We start from the raw sequence: 20,712 nt of genomic DNA, 5'->3' as shown, positions 1-20,712 counted from the left end.
CTACACAACACTACATACAATGCCAAAAGATACATCTATAAAATCAGTTTTAATAATAGGTTCAGGTCCTATTGTTATTGGTCAAGCATGCGAATTTGATTATGCGGGATCACAATCTGCCCGTTCTATTCGTGAAGAAGGAATTGAAGTTATTTTGATAAACTCCAATCCGGCAACAATTATGACTGATCCAAGTATGGCCGATCATATTTATTTGAAGCCATTAACCACAAAATCAATTATTGAAATTCTTAAAGCACATCCGCAAATCGATGCTGTTTTGCCTACAATGGGAGGACAAACTGCCTTAAACTTGTGTCTGGAAGCTGATGAAAAAGGGATTTGGGAAGATTTTGGGGTACGATTAATCGGGGTTGATGTTAATGCTATCAACATTACAGAAGACAGAGAGCAGTTTAAACAATTGCTTAAAAAAATAAATGTACCTACTGCACCGGCAAAAACAGCTACTTCATTTTTAGAAGGAAAAGAAATTGCACAAGAGTTTGGTTTCCCGTTAGTAATTCGACCTTCTTTTACATTAGGTGGAACTGGAGCAGCTTTCGTTCATAATAAAGAAGAATTTGACGATAAACTTTCGTACGGATTAGAAATGTCGCCTATTCACGAAGTATTGATTGATAAAGCTTTAATCGGTTGGAAAGAATACGAATTGGAATTATTGAGAGATAAAAACGATAATGTTGTTATTATTTGTTCTATCGAAAATATGGACCCAATGGGAATTCATACTGGAGATTCGATTACCGTTGCACCAGCAATGACTTTATCAGATACGACTTTCCAAAAGTTACGAGATATGGCTATCTTAATGATGCGCAGTATCGGAAATTTTGCTGGAGGTTGTAATGTTCAATTTGCAGTTTCACCAGATGATAAAGAAGATATCGTGGCAATTGAGATTAATCCTCGTGTGTCTCGTTCCTCAGCATTAGCATCAAAAGCGACTGGTTATCCAATCGCTAAAATTGCTTCTAAACTGGCTTTAGGTTACAATTTAGATGAATTACAAAACCAAATAACCAAATCAACTTCGGCTTTATTTGAGCCAACATTAGATTATGTTATTGTAAAAATACCGCGTTGGAACTTTGACAAATTTGAAGGTGCCGACAGAACATTAGGACTTCAAATGAAATCTGTTGGGGAAGTAATGGGAATTGGACGTTCGTTCCAAGAAGCCTTGCACAAAGCCACTCAGTCTTTAGAAATCAAAAGAAATGGTTTAGGAGCTGATGGAAAAGGATACACTAACTACGAACAAATTATTGAGAAACTGACTTTTGCGAGTTGGGATCGTGTTTTTGTAATTTATGATGCTATAGCGATGGGAATTCCATTGAGTCGTATTTACGAAATTACTAAAATCGATATGTGGTTCTTGAAACAATACGAAGAACTGTATGTTTTAGAGAAAGAAATTGCTAACTATACTGTAGAAACTTTGCCAAGAGAATTGTTACTTGAAGCAAAACAAAAAGGATTTGCAGACAGACAAATTGCACACATGATGAGTTGTAAGGAAAGCCAAGTGCATACTTTACGAATGGATAAAAATGTCAAACGTGTGTTTAAACTAGTTGATACATGTGCCGCTGAGTTTAAAGCTAAAACACCTTATTATTATTCTACTTTTGAAGCTGAAATCGAGAAAGCAAACGGTGAACGTTATGTAGATAATGAAAGTGTTGTGACAGATAAAAAGAAAATCATAGTTTTAGGTTCCGGACCAAACAGAATAGGTCAAGGAATAGAATTTGATTATTCTTGTGTTCACGGGGTGCTTGCCGCCAAAGAATGTGGCTACGAAACGATAATGATTAACTGTAATCCAGAAACGGTTTCGACTGATTTTGATACGGCTGATAAATTGTATTTTGAACCTGTTTTCTGGGAGCATATTTACGACATCATTCAGCATGAAAAACCGGAAGGTGTAATTGTTCAGTTAGGTGGTCAAACGGCCTTAAAATTAGCGGATAAGCTTTCTAAATACGGAATAAAAATTATAGGAACTAGCTTTGACGCTTTGGATTTAGCCGAAGACAGAGGACGTTTCTCTGAATTGTTAACAGACTTAGAAATTCCTTTCCCACAATTTGGAATTGCAGAAACTGCAGATGAAGCGGCTGCTCTAGCAGATACTTTAGACTTTCCATTATTGATTCGTCCTTCTTATGTATTGGGTGGTCAGGGAATGAAAATCGTTATTAACAAGAAAGAATTGGAAGAGCACGTTATCAATTTATTGAAAACGATTCCTGGAAATAAATTACTTTTAGACCATTATTTGGCCGGAGCAATCGAAGCAGAAGCCGATGCGATTTGTGATGCTGATGGTAATGTGTACATCATAGGAATTATGGAGCACATCGAACCTTGCGGAGTACACTCTGGAGACAGTAATGCTACTTTGCCTCCTTTTAACTTAGGAGAATTTGTGATGCAACAAATAAAAGATCACACGGTTAAAATTGCTAGAGCTCTAAAAACTGTTGGTTTAATCAACATTCAATTTGCGATTAAAGATGATACGGTTTATATCATTGAAGCTAATCCTAGAGCCTCTCGTACGGTTCCTTTTATTGCAAAAGCATACGGAGAACCTTATGTAAACTATGCTACTAAAGTGATGTTAGGACACAATAAAGTAACTGATTTTACTTTCAATCCACAATTAAAAGGGTATGCTATTAAGCAACCGGTTTTCTCTTTCAGCAAGTTCAAAAATGTAAACAAAGCATTAGGACCAGAAATGAAATCAACAGGGGAAAGCATCTTGTTTATTGATGACTTGAAAGACGATCAATTCTACGAATTGTACTCTAGAAGAAAAATGTATTTAAGTAGATAAAAACTTAATTTATTATATGTAAAAAGCCCCAATTGGGGCTTTTTCTGTATACATTATTGCTTTAAAACAGAATCAGGATAGCAATCCCAATGACTTTAACTCAATTATTTTAATAAATATACTTCGACTTTGCTTCTTGCTGAATCGAAACTTTGGTTAGTTTTCTTTCTTAGAAGTGTTAAGAATAAATGGTACCCAGCATGTTTACATTCTAATTTTCATTCGTACCGCATCCTATTGGAGCTCCTGGAGGTGCTGTTTGATGCAAAGTTGCTTTTGCTTTTTCGGGTGATTTAATCCGCTCTAGTGTTAGAAGTAAATATCCTTTTTGAGTATTGTTATTAGTTTTTTTAAGTTGGGCTGTCACCTTCGTTTTGAGGTCGTCTATTGCTTTTAATAGTCCAGCTTTTGTGGCAAAGGAGGCACTATCATTCACGGAAACCGCAAGCAAATAGGTCAGCAACATTTGTTCGTTTTGTTGTTGTATCAATCCTTCTAATCCTACTAATTTTTGTCCGTTCCAAAGTTTAGTAGTAAGGACTTGAATCATATCATCAATTCCAAGACCGCCATTTTCTGCTTGGTATTCTACTAACCGGTTGAGTCTACTGGTATTGAATAAAAAAGAAAGTGGAATATCGGCAGCGGCCTCAGCAGCGGCTAATGGATCAAAAGCTAGACCGGTTTTGCGGTTAAATAGTTCCCGATCATAGTCATAATTAGCTGGACGAGGCGGAATTAATTTTATGATACGTTCTGGCAGTGCTAGTACTTTTGGATCCATACAATCCACAACAGCATTTAAAGCATTAAGTTGCTCTTCCTTAAAAACTGATTTAGTCACCATTTGCCCATCACCCTTTATAGCATAAGAATAATATTGTCCACCTATCACTTTAGTAGCAGCTTCAACTTGATAGCGGTGAAAAAGATAGACCGGTACTAATACATCTTCCAGCATAGCCATCGGAGTGCCTTTGCGAATGTTGTTTTCTCCAAATTTAGAGAGTGCTTTTGCTCTAATTTGCATAACCCTTTTTAGTTCAGTTACAGGATCATTTCCAGTATCCCACAAGTTAGCATTGGGATGTAGTCCGCCAGCATCGCGAGCATCGCGATCGGATATAAAGGTGAGTCCTTTTTTAGTGGCATCAGTCAATAGATTGTCTAATGCAACTGCTTCATCGGTTCCATTAGGGAATTGTTTATATCCATATTGAATACTGACTTTGTCCCAATCCCCAATTTCATTGGTGTACGCATTAGAGAGATCTATTTCATCATTACTGTTTAGGGTAGCCATTGGCGGTGGATAATCCATAACACTGGATCTATTTTGTGAACTTGAAATATAGTTATGCATGAGTCCTAGCGTATGACCAATTTCGTGAACAGCCAATTGTTTTAAGCGTTGCAAGGCCATTTGTAACATTTTATTATCAGCGGGTATATCGCCATTTTCAAAAGGTGCAAGCAATCCCTGCGCAATAAGATAGTCTTGGCGAACACGTAAGGAACCTAAGCTAACATTTCCCTTTAGAATTTCACCAGTTCTGGGATCAGCAATGGAGTAGCCATAACTCCAGCCTCTGGTAGAACGATGGACCCAGTTAATCACATTGTAACGAAGATCCATTGGATCAGCACCTTCTGGTAAAATTTTTATCTGAAAAGCATTTATAAATCCAGCCGATTCAAAAGCTTGATTCCACCAGCTAGCACCCTCTAATAAAGCACCACGTATAGGCTCTGGAATGCCATTGTCTAAGTAGTAAATTATGGGTTTAACGGCTTCACTTCGGTCAGCCAAAGGATCTTTTTTTTCTAGTCGATGTCTATTAATAAAGTTTTTTTGAATAGGCTCTGAAATGGGAGTGCTGTAATCAAAATAAGAATTAGTATTGTAAGGGGAGCGCGGATCATACGTACGAGTTTTAAAATTACTGTCAGGCAACTCAACAAACGAATGATGAATCCTTAGGCTAATGGCTTCACTAGCAGGAGTTACTGCATTGACATAAGCACCAGATTTTCCGCTGTTATTAACAAAAGTCATCGTAGTTTCAAATTCAGAATTCATGGGAAAGTTTTTTGTACGATTTAAGTACAATGCACTGCGTGTTTCGTCGAGCGTGTAGGTGCCTTGGCTATTTGTTTGTAGAATAGCGCTAATTTTTAAAGCATCACGCATGAAAAAAGAGGTGGCATCTACTAAAACGCTTCCGTTAGTTTCGGCAGCAACTGTAAATCCCCATAATATTGATTGTGCAAAGGATTGTTCGACAGCTCTCTTTTCGGCTGCATCATTTGTTATGGCTCGATAGGAATAATTGGGTTGAATCATTAAAATTTTGTTTCCAACCCGACTAAATTTAACAATATACGTTGCGCCCAATTTGCCTCGGTCGAGTCCAATATCATTTGATCCCAAACCAGCTGGAATAGCGGTTTGATACAAGAATTCTTCGTCAAATTTATCAATTTGCAGCCATATTTTACCTGTAGTTTCATCCCAATAAAAAGGTTTGTAGCCATTGTAAACTTTCATTGTTTTTGTTTTTTCGGCAATGGATACTGTTTGTGCCTTTGCGTACAAGGGAATCAAAAAGAGTAGCAATAAAGAGCGAAGTACATATAATTTCATCATAATTTGTTTTTTATTGTTCAATACTGTTTTTGTATAAGTGTTTGAAAATCAATTTTATAAATGAATATTGCTGATCGTAATTTAAATTGTTCCTTCAAATGTAATTAAATTTTTTCTTACTTTTTTAATTCTATTTTTAAGTTTAAAAAGACTTTAGGACCAGAATTGAAATCAACAGTGGAAAGTATTTTTTTATTGATGAATTGAAAGACAATCAGCTCTATGAATTGTACTCTAGAAGAAAAATATATTTGAGTAGATAAAATCTTAATTTGTTATATGTAAAAAGCCCCGATTGGGGCTTTTTCTGTTTATTGTTGTAAAAGGATTTAATAATCTAGTGCAAATTAGTTCATATCACTTATGCCTAAATATGATTAAAATATTTGGACTTGATGTATTTGTGCTAGTTAGTAACTGTGATTACACCTGTCATTGAAGAATGGAATTCACAAATATAGTACAACGTGTTTGGTGCGTTACTTGGAATTGTAAATGTAATCACTCCATTTGATGACCCATTATTAGTAACCCCATCACTATATGGGTTTGCAGTTCCTGTACTTTGAACACTTTTGATTAGAAAAGGATGTCCGGGTGTATTTACAGTGAAAGTATATGTTTTTCCTCTTTGCAATGTTAGATTTGGATTATTGCTATTGGTTAAACCATTTCCATTAAAAATATAAGATGAAGCTCCTGAGTTAGTAACATTATAATTTAAAGCAGTATTATTTCCAGTATTAGATCCAATATTTCCTTGTGCAATTATCGTTGATAAATTAGTAGCACTTTGATGTACGTTGATATATCCATTAAAGTCTAACAGCATATCATAAGTTATTGCTGTGCCATTATTTAGTTTGCTCACACTCGTTTCACTCTTACCTGTTGTACCATTTACAGCAGTTAAATCAATTGCAATTCCACCTCCTTGTGCTACACTATTAAGGTGGATGTGAGCTGGTGAAATTACACCAGCAGTTGTTCCTGTTAAAGCTATACTTATTAATGTTTCACCACTTACTCTTTTTGTGAATTTAGCAGTTCCGCTTATTGCATTATTAGTAACAGCATTTAGTGCATACGTTTTACTGATAGTGGTAAGTTCATTTTTACCTATATCACCTTGGGCAATTAATGTCGAAATTGCACTAGCACTCTCGTGAACATTAATATATCCATTAAAGTTTAAAAGTTCGTCATAAGAGATGGCAACACCTGTATTTAGATTATTTACACTAGTTTCACTTTTTCCAGTTGTGCCGTTAACCGGAGTTAAATCGACCACAACGCCACCAGTTTGAGCAACAGTGTTTAAGTGAATGTGTGCAATAGAGCTTACACCCTGAGTAGTTCCAGTTAACGAAATACTCACTAAAGTTTTTCCATTTACCCTTTTTGTAAGCTTTGCTGTACCACTAATAGCAGGATAAGTTACTGAACTAAGTGTATATGTTTTACTGGTACTAGTAAGTTCATTTATTCCTATGTCTCCTTGAGCAATCAAAGTCGCAAGGTCAGTAGCGCTCAAGTGTACATTGAAATAAGCGTCAAGAGCTAATAACTGCTCATAAGTTATAGCTGAACCATCATTAAGGGTCTTAATCACCGTTTCACTTTTGCCTGTTTTGCCATCAATTGCGTTTAAGTCAACTAAAATTGCACCACCTTGAGCTGCAGAACTTGTGTGAATGTGGGCTGGATGATTTTCTCCTGTTCTAGTACCACTTAGTTGTACTGTAACTAAGGTACTTCCATCATTTTTTTTTGAGAATGTTACTGTACCATTTATTGCAGGATTTGATTTTGCAAACAATACAAACTGTTTTGATTCTCCAGATAGTTCTGGCATGTTAGAATCATTATCACATCTTAAAAAAAGCGTCATGCTTATTAAAAGCAATAACGGTAAAAAAGAAATTTTTAAAAATTTTTTCATGTTTTGTTTAAGTTTTTTGGATTAATGTTAAACAAATGTATAACAAATATTTGTATAAAAATAGTTTTAATTACAATTTAAAAATTAATAAAAAAAAATACACAAAACTTAGTTCGTTCATTATGAACTTAAAGAAGAATTTTCATGATGTTTTTTTTAGATAAACACCTTTAAAATTGAACTTCCTGATTAATTTTAAAATAAGGAATAAGGATAAAGTTTTTTTCATCTCAAGAATACATCATTTGAGATTTGTTAATTTATTTAGTATTTCTTTTTTTTGAAAGTAAACTGAGGTTTTATTACTAAAAATGTAGGTTGAGAAAATTTTGAATTTTACAATGTTTGTAAAAAAGTAAAGGATTTTTGAACGCAAGTAGTTCCCTAACCAACTCGGTTATGATTATTTTGTACTAGTATCTGTAAATGTACTTAAGGTAAGTATCCGTTACGTTTTTTGCGGTATTCTAAAAATGTTGAACTAAACATAAAACATAATAATTTCTTGTTTAGATCAACACTCTAAAATTATCATCATTTCAATTTCTCCTTAAAAAAATCAATGGTTCGTGTCCACGATAAAGTCGCTGCTTTTTCATCGTATCTGGGTGTAGTATTGTTATGAAAACCGTGATTTACACCTTCATAGAAATATGCGATATGTTCTACTTTATTCTTTTTGAGGATAGCTTCGTAAGCGGGCCAACCTTCATTTACGCGGGTGTCTAAACTGGCATATTGTGCCATGATAGGCGTGTTTATTTTTTCAGCCTCTTCAGCTGTGGGCTGACCTCCGTAATATGGAACTGCGGCACACAATTTTGGTATTTTGACCGCCATCATATTGGCAATCCAACCGCCAAAACAAAATCCTACTACACCAATGTGTCCATTACAATCTTTGTGCGATTTTAGGTATTTATAGGCAGCAATGAAATCTTCCAGCATTTCTTCTCGGGTGCGTTTTTTTTGTAATTCTCTACCAGCATCGTCATTTCCAGGATAACCTCCTAAAGGGGATAAGGCATCGGGTGCCAAAGTGATGAATCCATCTACGGCTGCTCTTCTTCCCACATCTTCGATATAAGGATTCAGTCCGCGATTTTCATGTACCACAATGATTCCCGGTAATTTTTTTGTGGTTCCTGTGGGTTGGGATAAAAGGCCCTTGATTGTTCCGCCGCCTTTGGGTGATTTATATGTTATAAATTCTGATTTTAATCTGGGATCACCGGGTTTTATCAAGATAGAATCTACGTAATTAGGTGTCATAAAGCTCAGGAGCGATGGGAGGGTTAGCGTTCCTACCGCAAACAAGGATAGTTTTTCGATAAATTGTCTTCTCTCAATTTTATTGTGTGCGTAGTCATCGTATAAGTCAAATACTTCCTGAGTGATATCTGCTTTGGTTAATTGTTTCATAGTGAATAATTTGTACTAAAGTAAAAAAAAAAGTGGTTACAAATTACTTTTACTGACGGTCTTTATCATACGTTTAAAAAACGTTTTTATGCTAAGTATTCTCTTAGTGGCTTTATATTTATATTTTTGAGGTGTTAAGTACATTTTCAAGTAAATTATAACAGAATATTTTTTAGAATTTTAATAAATAACACGCTATGATTTTAAAAGGGGAGTCACAACAAAATACTGGTTTTGGAACAAATGCAAATAATTATGGTGGACGTTTTATTAATAAAAATGGAGCGGCCAATGTAGAGAAGCGCGGAATGCACTTTTTGAACTGCATTAGTTGGTATCATACTTTGATTGATTTGCCAAGATGGAAATTTATGTTGATTCTTTTGTTGTTCTATGTAGCAATGAATTTTGTTTTTGCCACATTATATTATGCCATCGGAATTGAAAATTTAAATGGGATTGACGCTTCTGGATCAAATTGGGCACAATTTGGTCAGGCCTATTTTTTTAGTGCGCAAACATTTACAACAGTAGGATATGGACACATTAGTCCTTCTGGTTTTTTTACTAGCTTATTAGCTGCTGTAGAGGCCTTAATTGGGTTACTGAGTTTTGCAATTGCTACCGGTTTATTCTTTGGACGTTTCAGCAAGCCTACCGCTTTTTTGAAATTTTCGCACAATGCACTTATCGCTCCTTACGGAGAAACTAGAGGTTTAATGATTAGAATTACACCTTTTAAAAATACTATTTTACAGATGCAGTTGCTAAAATGACTCTCGGGATGAGTGTGGAGGAGAATGGAACTAAAACGAATAAATTTTATGATTTAGAACTGGAATTGGAAAGAATAAATGCATTAACGTTAAGCTGGACTTTGGTCCATCCAATAACTGAGAATAGCCCGCTGTATAACTTTACCAAATCTGATTTTAATAGTATTCATAGAGAAATTCTTGTTTTTGTTAAAACTTTTGATGACATGTTTAGTAATACTGTTGCCATTCGGACTTCTTATACCTTTGAGGAGGTTATATACGGAGCTAAATTTGAACCTATGTACGAGAGAAGTACAGATAATACTAAAACTGTCCTTTATTTAGACAAATTAAATGCCTTTTATAGCGTCAAACTAGAATAATACAATTGTTTTAAAAATATTTCAAATTTATAATAAAATTTATTTTACATTTGTTTAATAAATTTATAGAAACGATGAACAATGTAAAAAGTGTCTTTAGTATCAAAGATCTTGAAAATCTTTCAGGTATCAAAGCACATACCATACGAATCTGGGAAAAAAGATATGATATTCTTCAACCAATGCGAACAGATACTAATATCCGATTGTATGATTTGGCTAGTTTGCAAAAGCTGTTAAATATAACTTTGCTTCACGATTACGGCTATAAAATTTCAAAAATAGCTACATATCCGCAGGATAAAATACCATCTCTTGTACGAGAAATAATTTCAAGTAAGACGGCTAAAAGTCACGCTATTAGTGAGTTTAAGATGGCGATGATGAATTTTGACCAAGAGTTATTTTTTAATACTTACAATTGGTTAATTGCCGAGAAATCTTTCAAGGAAATTTTTCATCAAGTCTTTATACCTTTGATGAATGAACTGGGATTGTTATGGCAATCTGATACAATAACGCCAGCCCACGAGCATTTTATCAGTTATTTAATCAAGCAAAAATTACTCATAAATACTGAAAAATTACAAGTTCTAAAGCCAACAAAAACCGATAAAGTTTTTGTGCTTTCACTTCCTATGAATGAGATTCATGAACTGGGTTTAATGTATTTGAATTATGAAGTTCTTTTGTTGGGCTACAAAACAATTTATTTAGGCGAAAGTATGCCTGTTAGTAATTTGAAAGATTTAAAAAAACATTTTAACTCCATTATTTTTGTGTCCTACTTAACTGTGCAGCCTGAGAGAGACATTTTGGACGAATATATCCAAAACATGTCAGATGAATTACTAGATGAAAATACTGAGTTGTGGTTTACGGGAAGATTGGTTGAATTTATTAATAAAGAAGGACTTTCAGACAAAATATCAATTTTCAATTCTATTTCTGAATTAGTGGATGAAATTTGATTTTTGTTTAAACTTTTCGTATATTTGCTAAACAAATGGAAAAAATAAAAAAAATTACAATAATAGGTTCTGGATTCTCTTCGCTAGCTGCTTCCTGTTATTTAGCACAAAGTGGCCATGATGTTACCGTTTATGAAAAAAATGCAACAATTGGCGGAAGAGCAAGACAATTAAAAATAGATGGTTTCACTTTTGATATGGGACCTAGTTGGTACTGGATGCCAGATGTATTCGATCGTTTTTTTGCTGATTTTGGAAAGAAAACTTCTGATTATTATGAGTTAATTAAATTATCACCAGCTTACCGTGTGTATTATGGGATTGATGATTATATTACTATTGCGGATAATTTAACGGACATTATTTTTGCTTTTGAAGAGATTGAAAAAGGTAGCGGAAAAGTATTAAATGACTTTATGGCTGAGGCCAAAAGTAATTATGATATTGCTATTAAAGATTTAGTCTACCGTCCTGGAGTTTCTCCGCTAGAATTAATAACAGTTGAAACAGCAAAAAAAGTAGGACAGTTTTTTAGCAACATTAGTAAGGATGTTCGCAAGAAATTTAAGAACGAAAGGCTAATTCAAATTCTGGAATTTCCCGTTTTGTTTCTCGGTGCCAAACCTTCTGATACGCCTTCATTTTATAGTTTTATGAATTATGCCGACTTTGGTCTAGGAACTTGGCATCCTAAAACAGGAATGTTTGATGTGGTGCGAGGCATGGAAAATTTAGCGTTAGAATTAGGAGTGAAGTTTCAAACGAATGCCAATATCGAAAAAATAATCGTTGATAATAAAACGGCAAAAGCCATTCAGATCAATGGCGAAATCATTGCTTCAGACTTAATTTTGAGTGGTGCAGATTACCACCATACCGAGACGTTATTGGATCAGGAACATAGAGCGTACTCTGAGAAATATTGGGACAGTCGCGTTTTTGCTCCATCATCATTATTGTTCTATGTTGGTTTCAACAAAAAAATAGATAATATTTCTCATCACGCATTATTTTTTGATGTTGACTTTTACCAACACGCTAAAGATATTTACGATGAACCGCAGTGGCCGCAAGAGCCTTTGTTTTATGCTAATTTTCCATCTATCACTGATAAGACTGCCGCTCCAGAAGGAATGGAATCTGGTTTTTTCTTGGTGCCATTAGCTCCTGGAATTAATGATACTGAAGCATTACGAGAAGAATATTTTGATAAAGTTATACATCGTTTTGAAACATTAACACAACAAAGTGTAAAAAATAATATTATATTTAAACAATCGTTTTGCAAAAATGATTTTGTGTCAGAATACAATTCGTACAAAGGAAATGCATACGGAATGGCTAATACGTTATTGCAAACTGCGTTTTTGAGACCAAAATTGAAAAGTAAAAAAGTGAAAAATTTATATTTCACTGGTCAATTGACCGTACCGGGACCTGGTGTTCCACCAGCATTAATTTCTGGAAAATTAGTGTCGGAATTAATTAATAAGCAATTTTCAGAGCAATAGTATGAAGCAATTATTTGATGATGTATCTTTTAAATGTAGCAAGTTAGTTACAAAAAACTACAGTACCTCTTTTTCATTGGCGGTATATATGCTTTCGCCAAGTATTAGGGATGCTATATATAGTATCTATGGTTTTGTCCGTTTTGCAGATGAAATCGTCGATTCATTTCACGGTTTTGACAAAGAAAGTTTAATCACAGAGTTTGAGGACGAGTACTACAAAGCCTTTGACAGAGGGATTAGTTTAAATCCTATATTAAATTCTTTTCAACAGACGGTAAAGCAAAACAACATATCTGATGATCTTATTCAGGCTTTTTTGAAAAGTATGAAATTAGATTTGATAAAATCAGACTATCACAGCAAAGCAGAGTACGATGATTACATTTACGGTTCTGCGGATGTTGTTGGCTTGATGTGTCTTAAGGTTTTTGTGGCCGGGGATAACAAACGATATGAGCAACTCAAAGACGAAGCCATGCGATTGGGTTCTGCGTTCCAGAAAGTGAATTTTCTACGTGATCTGAAGGATGACAATCTGGTTTTGAATCGTAATTACTTTCCAGGAGTCGATTTGAATTCCTTCGATGAAAATGCTAAAACCGCAATCATTAATGAAATCGAAGAAGATTTTAGAGTGGCTTATGAAGGAATTGTAAAACTTCCAATCGAAGCAAAGTTTGGTGTGTACACTGCGTTTGTGTACTATAAAAAACTATTAAAAAAGTTGGAAAACACACCTTGCCATGAAATCGGAAATGCAAGAATCCGAGTTTCTAATTACACAAAAGCCGGTTTACTTGCTAAATCTTTTGTGTCTTATAAATTGAAATTAGTTTAAATTACAGCTTGTTTTAATAAATTGTTATACTTAAATATAGAATAAAATGATATTTTTTTTGATTTTTCTAGGTACTTTTTTAATAATGGAATGCGTCACTTGGCTTACACACAAGTATGTAATGCACGGTTCAATGTGGTATTTTCACGCTGATCATCACCAGCCTAAATACGCAAATGTTTTCGAACGAAATGATATCTTCTTTGTGATTTTTGCCGTGCCAAGTATAGTGCTTTTCTATTATGGTGTCGAAGGTGGTTTGAATTATAAATTCTTCATCGGACTAGGAATTATGTTCTACGGTTTGTGTTATTTCATGATTCATGACGTCTTAATTCATCAACGTTTTAAGTGGTTCAAACACACTAACAATAAGTATTTAATAGGTTTGCGAAAAGCCCATAAAGTACATCACAAACACTTGGGCAAAGAGCACGGAGAATGTTTCGGAATGCTTTTCGTACCTTTCAAGTACTACAAAATGTAAAGTTTAATTTGGGCGTGACCCAGCTTTCACTAGCGTTACAGCGGGGTCGGGCTATCCGTTCCCGCTTTTTTATATTTGGTCTCGTCAAAAAAAACGAGACCAACTATAAAAAGAGCTCCACTTTTATCCCTCACGCAAACCCAGTGTTGCAAGATGGCATTCAATTTTAAAACACAACCATGAAAATATACAAACAAGAAACTGTTCAGAATGTTAATGCATCAATAGAAGAGTGTTGGTCCTTTTTTTCGAACCCAAAAAACCTTCAGAAAATCACACCGGAAGGAATGGGTTTTCAAATTACGGATTTTGATAATAAATCCATGTATCCAGGACAAATTATTCAGTATAAAGTAACACCCCTTTTTGGAATTACTTTGTCGTGGATGACATTAATAACGCAAGTAAAGGAAAATAGTTATTTTATAGACGAACAGCGTTTTGGACCATACAGTTTTTGGCATCATAAACACTTTTTTGAAGCAACTCCAAACGGAACTAAAATGACCGATGTCGTGCATTATGGATTACCACTTGGTTTTCTGGGCCAAATCATGAACACATTAGTTGTTAAAAATAAATTGAAATCTATTTTTGAATACCGTGTAAAAAAGGTGGACGAAATGTTTAATTCTAAGTAATGAGCAAGCAAGAAGTTTCTATTTTTTGGTTCAGACGCGATTTGCGTTTGGAAGACAATGTGGGTTTATTTCAAGCCTTACAGTTAAAATATTCGGTAATTCCATTGTTTATTTTTGATGAAGCCATCTTGGATAATTTACCAAAAAACGATGCTCGAGTAGGTTTTATTCACGAATCACTTTCGAAAATAAATTCGCAATTACAGGAAATTGGAAGTTCGCTTTTGGTCAAAAAAGGAAAAACTTTTGACGCTTGGCAATCTCTTTTAGAAGAATATGACATCAAAGAAGTTTTTTTCAACAAAGATTACGAACCGTATGCGATTCAACGTGATACGGCAATATGTGAACTTTTAGAAACCAATAAAAGCATTGCATATTCGTTTAAAGACCAAGTTATTTTCGAAGAAAAAGAAATCACAAAAGCAGATGGATTGCCGTACACGGTGTACACTCCTTTTAAAAATAAATGGCTGGAAAAATACAAGTCAATGGCTCCTGTTCAGGAATACGACACGGAATCTCATTTTTCTAATTTTCATAAAAACAGTTTTGATTTTCCCACTTTAGAGCAAATAGGTTTCCAGGAAAGTAACATAAAAGTTAAGCCACACAATTTAAAATTTATTGCAAATTACCAAGATATAAGAGATTTTCCAGCCTTGGATAAAACTTCTTATTTGTCGCCACATTTGCGTTTTGGAACGGTAAGCGTGCGCAAATTAGTAAATTGGGCATTTCATAAAAATGATGTTTTTTTGAGCGAATTGATATGGAGAGAATTCTTCATGCAAATCTTGTTTAGTTTTCCAAAAGTGGTTACGCAAAATTTTAAATCCGCTTATGATGGAATTCAGTGGCGCAATAATGAAGAAGATTTCAAGCGCTGGTGCTCGGGAACTACTGGATATCCTATGGTCGATGCAGGAATGCGTCAGCTCAATGAAACAGGTTACATGCACAACAGAGTTCGTATGGTTGTTGCTAGTTTTTTAATTAAACATTTAATGATTCAGTGGCAATGGGGTGAAGCCTATTTTGCCGAAAAACTACTCGATTACGATATGTCTGCCAATGTAGGCAACTGGCAATGGGCAGCAGGAACGGGTTGTGATGCAGCGCCATACTTTCGTGTGTTTAATCCGGATATTCAGCTAAAGAAATTTGATGAAAAAGGAATCTACATCCGAAAATGGATTAAAGAATTCGATTTAGGATATGGAAAACCTATGGTAGAGCACGCTATGGCTAGAGACAGAGCGATTGCAACATATAAAGAGGGAATCTTGAAATAAAAGATTTAACATATAAGTCATTTAAGTTTTTTAGCATTTTCTAAAAACTTAAATGACTTACATGTTTAAAAAGAAAATTATTTAATCAGTTTCTGAAGCATTCCATTGAAAATGAACCCGTGAAACGGCAAAACAGAATACCAGTATAATTTCCCCCAAATACCTTCAGGTCGGAAAGTTGCAGATTGATACAATGTGTTTCCAATAATTTTGAACTCTAACCAAGCTTCTCCTGGGAGTTTCATTTCTGCAAACAGGATTAATTTTCCCTCTTCTTTATTGGCATACAAAACGCGCCAAAAGTCTAACGCATCACCAGAATGAATTTCGTGTCGGTTTGTTCTACCTCTCCGAGAACCTACTCCTCCGTATAGTTTATCTATAAAACCGCGTAAATCCCACAACCAATCTCCATAATACCAACCCGTTTCGCCTCCGATGGACCAAATCCTATTGATAGTAAAATCACGGTCAATAATTTCCATCTTTCGACGGTCAATAAAGCAATCCTTCTTTGGTACCTTCAAATAATCTGACATATTACTGCTAAAACGTCCGCTGATTAAGGAATCTTTCCAACTCGATGCTACTTTATCTTCATCTACTTTTATCAAAGCACGCGATAAAGCTTGTTTGTAAGTCATGGGCGCTACTCCTAATAAGTCATTGATTCTGTTATCACTGCAAACTACTTCTACTTTCATACTGCTGACAAGAGCTGAAGCGAGTCTATACGATGTTGAGGTTACAAAATAGAGCCAGTAGGACGATAATTTCGGTGTCATTATTGGAACAGTAAAAATCCATCTCTTTAATTTTTTTGCTTCAGCAAAACCCAAAAGCATTTCTTTGTAAGTCAAAATATCGGGTCCGCCAATATCAAAACTCTGATTATAGGTAACAGGATTTAATAGCGATTTTGATAAAAATTCAAGAACATCCGGTATTGCTATTGGCTGACATTTGGTATTAAGCCATTTTGGAGTGATCATTATTGGGAGTTTGTTGACTAAATCCCTAATGATTTCAAATGATGCACTTCCTGAACCGACAATAATTCCTGCTCTTAAAGTAGTTACTGAAAAAGTTCCTGTGTTTAAAATTTCTTCTACTTTTTTTCTGGAAGATAAATGTTTGGATAACGATTTGTCATTGACAATTCCGCTCAGATAAATGACCTGTTTTGCGGTAGTTTCATTAAGGCGCTGAACAAAATTTAGTGCCGATTCACTTTCCAATTTATCAAAATTTGAAGCTGAACCCGACATAGAATGAATCAAATAATATGCTGCATCAATATCTTCAGGAATAGCAGCCATTGTTTCTTGATTCAAAAAATCAACTTCGATTACCGTAACATTTTTTTGAAATTCAACTGGACAATAAAACCTGTTTTTATCTCTTACACAACAGATTATTTCATGTCCTTGTGCCACCAACATAGGCAAAAGTCGCTTACCGATATAACCTGTTGCGCCAGTTAAGAGAATTTTCATTTTTTTTCTTTTTTTTGCTAGAGATTCTACGAATTAACTTCAATTTTAAACCAGTTCTAAAATCAGTGCTTTTCTGTTAAATCTGCAAGCTATTTTATTGATTAAGTTGTATTTCAGTATTTAAAATTAACTTAATTTATTGGAAACTAAACTAATAAATTCTTTTCTTGTTTTATCTTTTTCAAAAGCTCCAGTAAATGATGATGTTGTAGTAACAGAGTTTTGTTTTTGGATTCCTCTCATTTGCATACACATGTGTTGCGCTTCAATTACAACCGCTACACCAAGTGGGTTTAATGCGTCCTGAATACAATTTTTAATCTGATCTGTCAATCGTTCCTGTACTTGCATTCTTCTTGCAAAAGCATCCACTACTCTTGGAATTTTACTCAAACCTACAATTTTACCATTTGGGATATAAGCCACATGCGCTTTTCCAAAAAACGGTAACATGTGGTGTTCACACATAGAGTATACTTCTATGTCTTTTACGACAATCATTTGCTGGTGATCTTCAGTAAACATTGCTGATTTCAGGATTTCTAATGGATCTAATCCGTAGCCGTGTGTTAAGTATTGCATCGCTTTTGCCACGCGTTCCGGTGTTTTCTCCAGCCCTTCGCGTGTAACATCTTCGCCTAAATTTTCAATGATTACTTTATAATTATCAGCTAGTATTTCCGTTATTTCAGTATCGTATTGTTCAATTTTCTCGTAACTTTTCATTTCTTTTATCATGTTATTCTGTCTTTCTATATTAAATTTGGCTAATTATTTTATTGATTTTTTTTTGAACCATTAATGAATTAAGAAAAATTAAGGAATCTTTTCTAAATAAACTTAATTTCTTAATGGTTCAGATTTCTTTATGCGGCAAATAACTTCTTTAGATTTTAAAAGTTACGATTCCGTAATCCATTTCAAATACCTGACCTGAAATTGATTTGGCGTTTTCTGAAATTAGGAAGTTGGCCATATTCGCTACTTCTTCTGGTTTCAGATAGCCTTTCATTGGGTGGCGTTCCACCATGTTTTCTTTCATTCGATCATTTCTCAAAATTCCAGCTGAAAGCGATGTTTCTGTAATGGTAGGAGCAATGGCGTTAATGCGAACTACTGAAGCCAATTCTGCTCCCAGTGATTTAACTAATCCTTCGATTCCAGCTTTTGCAGTTGCGATACTCGCATGAAAAGGCATTCCTAATTTTGCTGCTACTGTACTAAACAAAACTATGGAAGGGTTTGACCCTTTTTTTAAAACCGGTAAATATTTTTGAATGGATTTTACAGCACCAATGACATTGATTTCAAAATCATTTCTAAAATCATCTATACTCAAACTTCCTATTGGCTTTAAGTTGATAGAACCCGGACAGTAAATTAAGGTGTCAATATTTTCGATTTCTGGAAGTGCATCTTTTAAAACATCCACACTAAAATGTTTTAGGTTTGGATGTGTGATATCTGGCGCATTTCTACTGATATTGTAGACCATGTTTGTTTCTAATTGTTGTAACAAAATGGCACTGCCAATTCCTTTACTACCACCAATGATTACTATGTTTTTCATTTTTGTATATTTATTATAGTTTTTACGGATTAATGCTCATGGAACACTAATTTTTATCGTTTGGAAATCTTATTATTGTTAATTTGTCTTTGCATCGTACACTTAAAACGTCCTTCTCGAAAATCTCTTAATTTTTCATGTTTTGTTTTACGGCCTTGTACTCTTTCGCGCCACATTCTAAAACTGGAAGGTTTCATTTCAGCGCGCATCAGGTCGATTACTTCTTGTTCTTTTAATCCAAATTGTAATAAAATGGCATCAAAAGTTGTTCTGTCTTCCCAAGCCATTTCTATGATTCGGTCTTTGTCTAAATCAGTAAGTTCTTTTTTTATAGTCACGGTATTTTATTTATTTGATTTTGTTTTTTCTTTTCTTTCTTTTAAAATTATTCAGTGTCGCCAATGTCTGCCATAGTGTGAAGTTTTAATATCCGAGAACTTTCTTCTTTGACCAATGGGTTTTTCTTCATTTTCCATAAAAAATCACTGGCAAATTTTCTAGTTCGTTCCATATTTACAATTGGTTTTGGATAACTAGTTCCTATTTCGAAATCATTAAACTTTTGGTCTAAATAAGTCATTTTGTATGGTTCGTGTACAAATGCTCGAGGTAAATTGCGCAGTTCAGGTACCCATTTTTTTATAAACTCACCATCGGGATCGTGTTCGTAACTGTTCTTTATTGGATTATAAATACGTAGCATATTGATTCCTGTTTCACCAGCTTGCATTTGTAACTGTGGAAAATGTATTCCGGGCTCAAAATCCAAAAACATTTGTGATAAATGTTGTGTTGCTTCTTGCCAAGGTTGCCACAAATTATGAGTAAAAAAAGAAACTAACATGGCGCGCATTCTAAAGTTCAAATAACCTGTTTCATTTAGGCATCGCATGCAAGCATCAATTAATGGAAATCCGGTTTGTCCCGTTTTCCAAGCTTCAATATAATTTTCATTTACTTTCTTTTTCAATGAGTGAAAACCTTTATTGACACTCTCAAACTCCATTATTTCTTCCATTTCAAATTTTTGTATGAAATGTGCTTGCCAAGTCAGTCTGGAAACAAATGAATCAATTTGCTTTTGATGGGAACACGTCAATCTAAATGTTGCTGCCTTTTGCAAAACTTGTCTGGAAGATAAATTTCCCCAAGCAATATATGGTGACAATCTACTGCAACTTTTTCGAGCCAATAATGGTTTCGATATATGAGAATTATAATTTTGATACCGTTCGTCAAAAAAAGTTTGTAAATATTTTCCAGCCATGGTGCTTCCCCCTTTTTGAAAAATTGCATCCGGAACAGTTTCTAAATTGGTCTTTTCTAATACTTTTTCTAGTTCAACAATTTCTGATACAGCAAGGAAATTTTCTGATTTAGCATCAAAAATCAATTGCGGTTGATTCATATAATCTTCCCACATGGTAACCCAATTCGTTCGGTTTCTTAACGCCCTGAAAATTCCATTATTTGTGTTTTCAATCCAATTGATTTGATTGTTTTTGCAAAATCGCTTGAAAGTTTTATCTCTTTCATACGTGATTTTTAAACCAGTTTCCTGATGCGAATAGACCGTTTCGATTTTATATGTTTCTTCGAGAATGTTGAAAACCTGAATCACTTCCGAAGTCACTGCTAAAACTTGAGTGTTTGATTGCTCCAGTTGTTTGTTAATATCTACTAGTGATTGTTTGATGAAATTCCAGTGTCTGGAACTGTAATGTGAATCATTTTCGAGAGATTTTTCGAATACATAAAGCAACAAAGTGGGTATTTCTGTTCTTGTTGCATTAAAAATCGCTTCGTTATCCTGTAAACGAAGGTCTCTTTTAAACCAAACCACATTGATATGTTTCTTGTTTGTATTCATTTA

At 34.5% G+C, this 20,712-nt stretch carries 17 protein-coding genes; 9 read left to right on the top strand and 8 right to left on the bottom strand.

The features are described 5' to 3' along the window. The first annotated feature begins 19 nt into the window (after window positions 1-19). Window positions 20-2,875, top strand: coding sequence for a carbamoyl-phosphate synthase large subunit (carB, locus tag DFR66_RS00400; RefSeq protein ID WP_114752899.1), 2,856 nt, complete (start codon window positions 20-22; stop codon window positions 2,873-2,875). 211 nt (window positions 2,876-3,086) lie between these two features. Here the strand turns inward: carB and DFR66_RS00395 are convergent, their stop codons facing one another. The 3 genes from DFR66_RS00395 to DFR66_RS00385 all read right to left on the bottom strand — a co-directional run bounded on the left by DFR66_RS00395 (window position 3,087) and on the right by DFR66_RS00385 (window position 8,886). Further along, window positions 3,087-5,522 (bottom strand): zinc-dependent metalloprotease, encoded by a 2,436-nt coding sequence (locus DFR66_RS00395; RefSeq protein ID WP_199755466.1) that lies wholly within the window; start codon window positions 5,520-5,522, stop codon window positions 3,087-3,089. A gap of 406 nt (window positions 5,523-5,928) precedes the next feature. Continuing rightward, entirely contained in the window at window positions 5,929-7,464 is a 1,536-nt protein-coding gene (locus DFR66_RS13985) for a CHRD domain-containing protein (RefSeq protein WP_242008606.1), read from the bottom strand. Window positions 7,465-7,998: 534 nt separating this feature from the next. Continuing rightward, on the bottom strand, window positions 7,999-8,886 hold the full coding sequence (locus DFR66_RS00385; protein ID WP_114752898.1) for a dienelactone hydrolase family protein: 888 nt from the start codon (window positions 8,884-8,886) through the stop codon (window positions 7,999-8,001). Window positions 8,887-9,083: 197 nt separating this feature from the next. Here DFR66_RS00385 and DFR66_RS14110 point away from each other — a divergent pair, with 197 nt between their 5' ends. From DFR66_RS14110 to DFR66_RS00350, 8 genes are all read left to right on the top strand, one after another. Beyond that, window positions 9,084-9,662 carry an ion channel gene (locus tag DFR66_RS14110; RefSeq protein WP_317048664.1) on the top strand — a complete coding sequence of 193 codons (579 nt, stop codon included), beginning with the start codon at window positions 9,084-9,086 and terminating at the stop codon, window positions 9,660-9,662. Window positions 9,663-9,670: 8 nt separating this feature from the next. After that, window positions 9,671-10,027, top strand: a complete 357-nt coding sequence (locus tag DFR66_RS14105) for a hypothetical protein (protein WP_317048663.1) — start codon at window positions 9,671-9,673, stop codon at window positions 10,025-10,027. A gap of 74 nt (window positions 10,028-10,101) precedes the next feature. Beyond that, on the top strand, window positions 10,102-10,998 hold the full coding sequence (locus DFR66_RS00375; protein ID WP_114752897.1) for a MerR family transcriptional regulator: 897 nt from the start codon (window positions 10,102-10,104) through the stop codon (window positions 10,996-10,998). A 35-nt stretch (window positions 10,999-11,033) separates the two neighbouring features. Next, window positions 11,034-12,509: a phytoene desaturase family protein gene (locus DFR66_RS00370; protein WP_114752896.1), complete on the top strand. Its 1,476-nt coding sequence runs from the start codon at window positions 11,034-11,036 to the stop codon at window positions 12,507-12,509. A gap of 1 nt (window position 12,510) precedes the next feature. Then, a complete protein-coding gene (locus tag DFR66_RS00365) occupies window positions 12,511-13,350 on the top strand; it encodes a phytoene/squalene synthase family protein (protein WP_113633488.1) in 840 nt (279 codons plus the stop codon). 46 nt (window positions 13,351-13,396) lie between these two features. Beyond that, on the top strand, window positions 13,397-13,837 hold the full coding sequence (locus DFR66_RS00360) for a sterol desaturase family protein (protein ID WP_114752895.1): 441 nt from the start codon (window positions 13,397-13,399) through the stop codon (window positions 13,835-13,837). Window positions 13,838-14,016: 179 nt separating this feature from the next. After that, a complete protein-coding gene (locus tag DFR66_RS00355) occupies window positions 14,017-14,478 on the top strand; it encodes an SRPBCC family protein (protein WP_114752894.1) in 462 nt (153 codons plus the stop codon). Beyond that, a complete protein-coding gene (locus DFR66_RS00350) occupies window positions 14,478-15,773 on the top strand; it encodes a cryptochrome/photolyase family protein (RefSeq protein WP_114752893.1) in 1,296 nt (431 codons plus the stop codon). The genes DFR66_RS00355 and DFR66_RS00350 overlap by 1 nt, the downstream gene beginning before the upstream one ends. A gap of 77 nt (window positions 15,774-15,850) precedes the next feature. On the opposite strand, the gene DFR66_RS00345 is transcribed toward DFR66_RS00350, so the two are convergent. The 5 genes from DFR66_RS00345 to DFR66_RS00325 all read right to left on the bottom strand — a co-directional run bounded on the left by DFR66_RS00345 (window position 15,851) and on the right by DFR66_RS00325 (window position 20,709). Further along, entirely contained in the window at window positions 15,851-17,269 is a 1,419-nt protein-coding gene (locus DFR66_RS00345) for an SDR family oxidoreductase (protein WP_114752892.1), read from the bottom strand. A gap of 126 nt (window positions 17,270-17,395) precedes the next feature. Beyond that, window positions 17,396-18,007, bottom strand: coding sequence for a GTP cyclohydrolase I FolE (gene folE, locus DFR66_RS00340; protein ID WP_242008605.1), 612 nt, complete (start codon window positions 18,005-18,007; stop codon window positions 17,396-17,398). Between the two features lie 148 nt (window positions 18,008-18,155). Next, entirely contained in the window at window positions 18,156-18,839 is a 684-nt protein-coding gene (locus DFR66_RS00335; RefSeq protein WP_114752891.1) for an SDR family NAD(P)-dependent oxidoreductase, read from the bottom strand. Between the two features lie 53 nt (window positions 18,840-18,892). Beyond that, window positions 18,893-19,177 carry a TIGR03643 family protein gene (locus tag DFR66_RS00330; protein ID WP_262510413.1) on the bottom strand — a complete coding sequence of 95 codons (285 nt, stop codon included), beginning with the start codon at window positions 19,175-19,177 and terminating at the stop codon, window positions 18,893-18,895. 47 nt (window positions 19,178-19,224) lie between these two features. After that, window positions 19,225-20,709, bottom strand: coding sequence for a cryptochrome/deoxyribodipyrimidine photo-lyase family protein (locus DFR66_RS00325; protein WP_114752889.1), 1,485 nt, complete (start codon window positions 20,707-20,709; stop codon window positions 19,225-19,227). Window positions 20,710-20,712: the final 3 nt, after the last annotated feature.

The sequence above is a fragment of the Flavobacterium glaciei genome (assembly GCF_003350545.1).
GTDB lineage: Bacteria > Bacteroidota > Bacteroidia > Flavobacteriales > Flavobacteriaceae > Flavobacterium > Flavobacterium glaciei.
This window is presented reverse-complemented; position numbering and strand designations above follow the sequence as displayed.

What these genes read in the sequence shown, in the direction of transcription:
- DFR66_RS14105 (WP_317048663.1), top strand. Translation starts at nt 9,671, where the DNA reads ATGAGTGTGGAGGAGAATGGAACTAAAACGAATAAATTTTATGATTTA.
- DFR66_RS00325 (WP_114752889.1), bottom strand. Translation starts at nt 20,709, where the DNA reads ATGAATACAAACAAGAAACATATCAATGTGGTTTGGTTTAAAAGAGAC.
- DFR66_RS00375 (WP_114752897.1), top strand. Translation starts at nt 10,102, where the DNA reads ATGAACAATGTAAAAAGTGTCTTTAGTATCAAAGATCTTGAAAATCTT.
- DFR66_RS00395 (WP_199755466.1), bottom strand. Translation starts at nt 5,522, where the DNA reads ATGATGAAATTATATGTACTTCGCTCTTTATTGCTACTCTTTTTGATT.
- DFR66_RS00335 (WP_114752891.1), bottom strand. Translation starts at nt 18,839, where the DNA reads ATGAAAAACATAGTAATCATTGGTGGTAGTAAAGGAATTGGCAGTGCC.
- DFR66_RS00360 (WP_114752895.1), top strand. Translation starts at nt 13,397, where the DNA reads ATGATATTTTTTTTGATTTTTCTAGGTACTTTTTTAATAATGGAATGC.
- folE (WP_242008605.1), bottom strand. Translation starts at nt 18,007, where the DNA reads ATGATAAAAGAAATGAAAAGTTACGAGAAAATTGAACAATACGATACT.
- DFR66_RS00345 (WP_114752892.1), bottom strand. Translation starts at nt 17,269, where the DNA reads ATGAAAATTCTCTTAACTGGCGCAACAGGTTATATCGGTAAGCGACTT.
- DFR66_RS00385 (WP_114752898.1), bottom strand. Translation starts at nt 8,886, where the DNA reads ATGAAACAATTAACCAAAGCAGATATCACTCAGGAAGTATTTGACTTA.
- DFR66_RS00370 (WP_114752896.1), top strand. Translation starts at nt 11,034, where the DNA reads ATGGAAAAAATAAAAAAAATTACAATAATAGGTTCTGGATTCTCTTCG.
- DFR66_RS00350 (WP_114752893.1), top strand. Translation starts at nt 14,478, where the DNA reads ATGAGCAAGCAAGAAGTTTCTATTTTTTGGTTCAGACGCGATTTGCGT.
- DFR66_RS00355 (WP_114752894.1), top strand. Translation starts at nt 14,017, where the DNA reads ATGAAAATATACAAACAAGAAACTGTTCAGAATGTTAATGCATCAATA.
- DFR66_RS14110 (WP_317048664.1), top strand. Translation starts at nt 9,084, where the DNA reads ATGATTTTAAAAGGGGAGTCACAACAAAATACTGGTTTTGGAACAAAT.
- carB (WP_114752899.1), top strand. Translation starts at nt 20, where the DNA reads ATGCCAAAAGATACATCTATAAAATCAGTTTTAATAATAGGTTCAGGT.
- DFR66_RS13985 (WP_242008606.1), bottom strand. Translation starts at nt 7,464, where the DNA reads ATGAAAAAATTTTTAAAAATTTCTTTTTTACCGTTATTGCTTTTAATA.
- DFR66_RS00365 (WP_113633488.1), top strand. Translation starts at nt 12,511, where the DNA reads ATGAAGCAATTATTTGATGATGTATCTTTTAAATGTAGCAAGTTAGTT.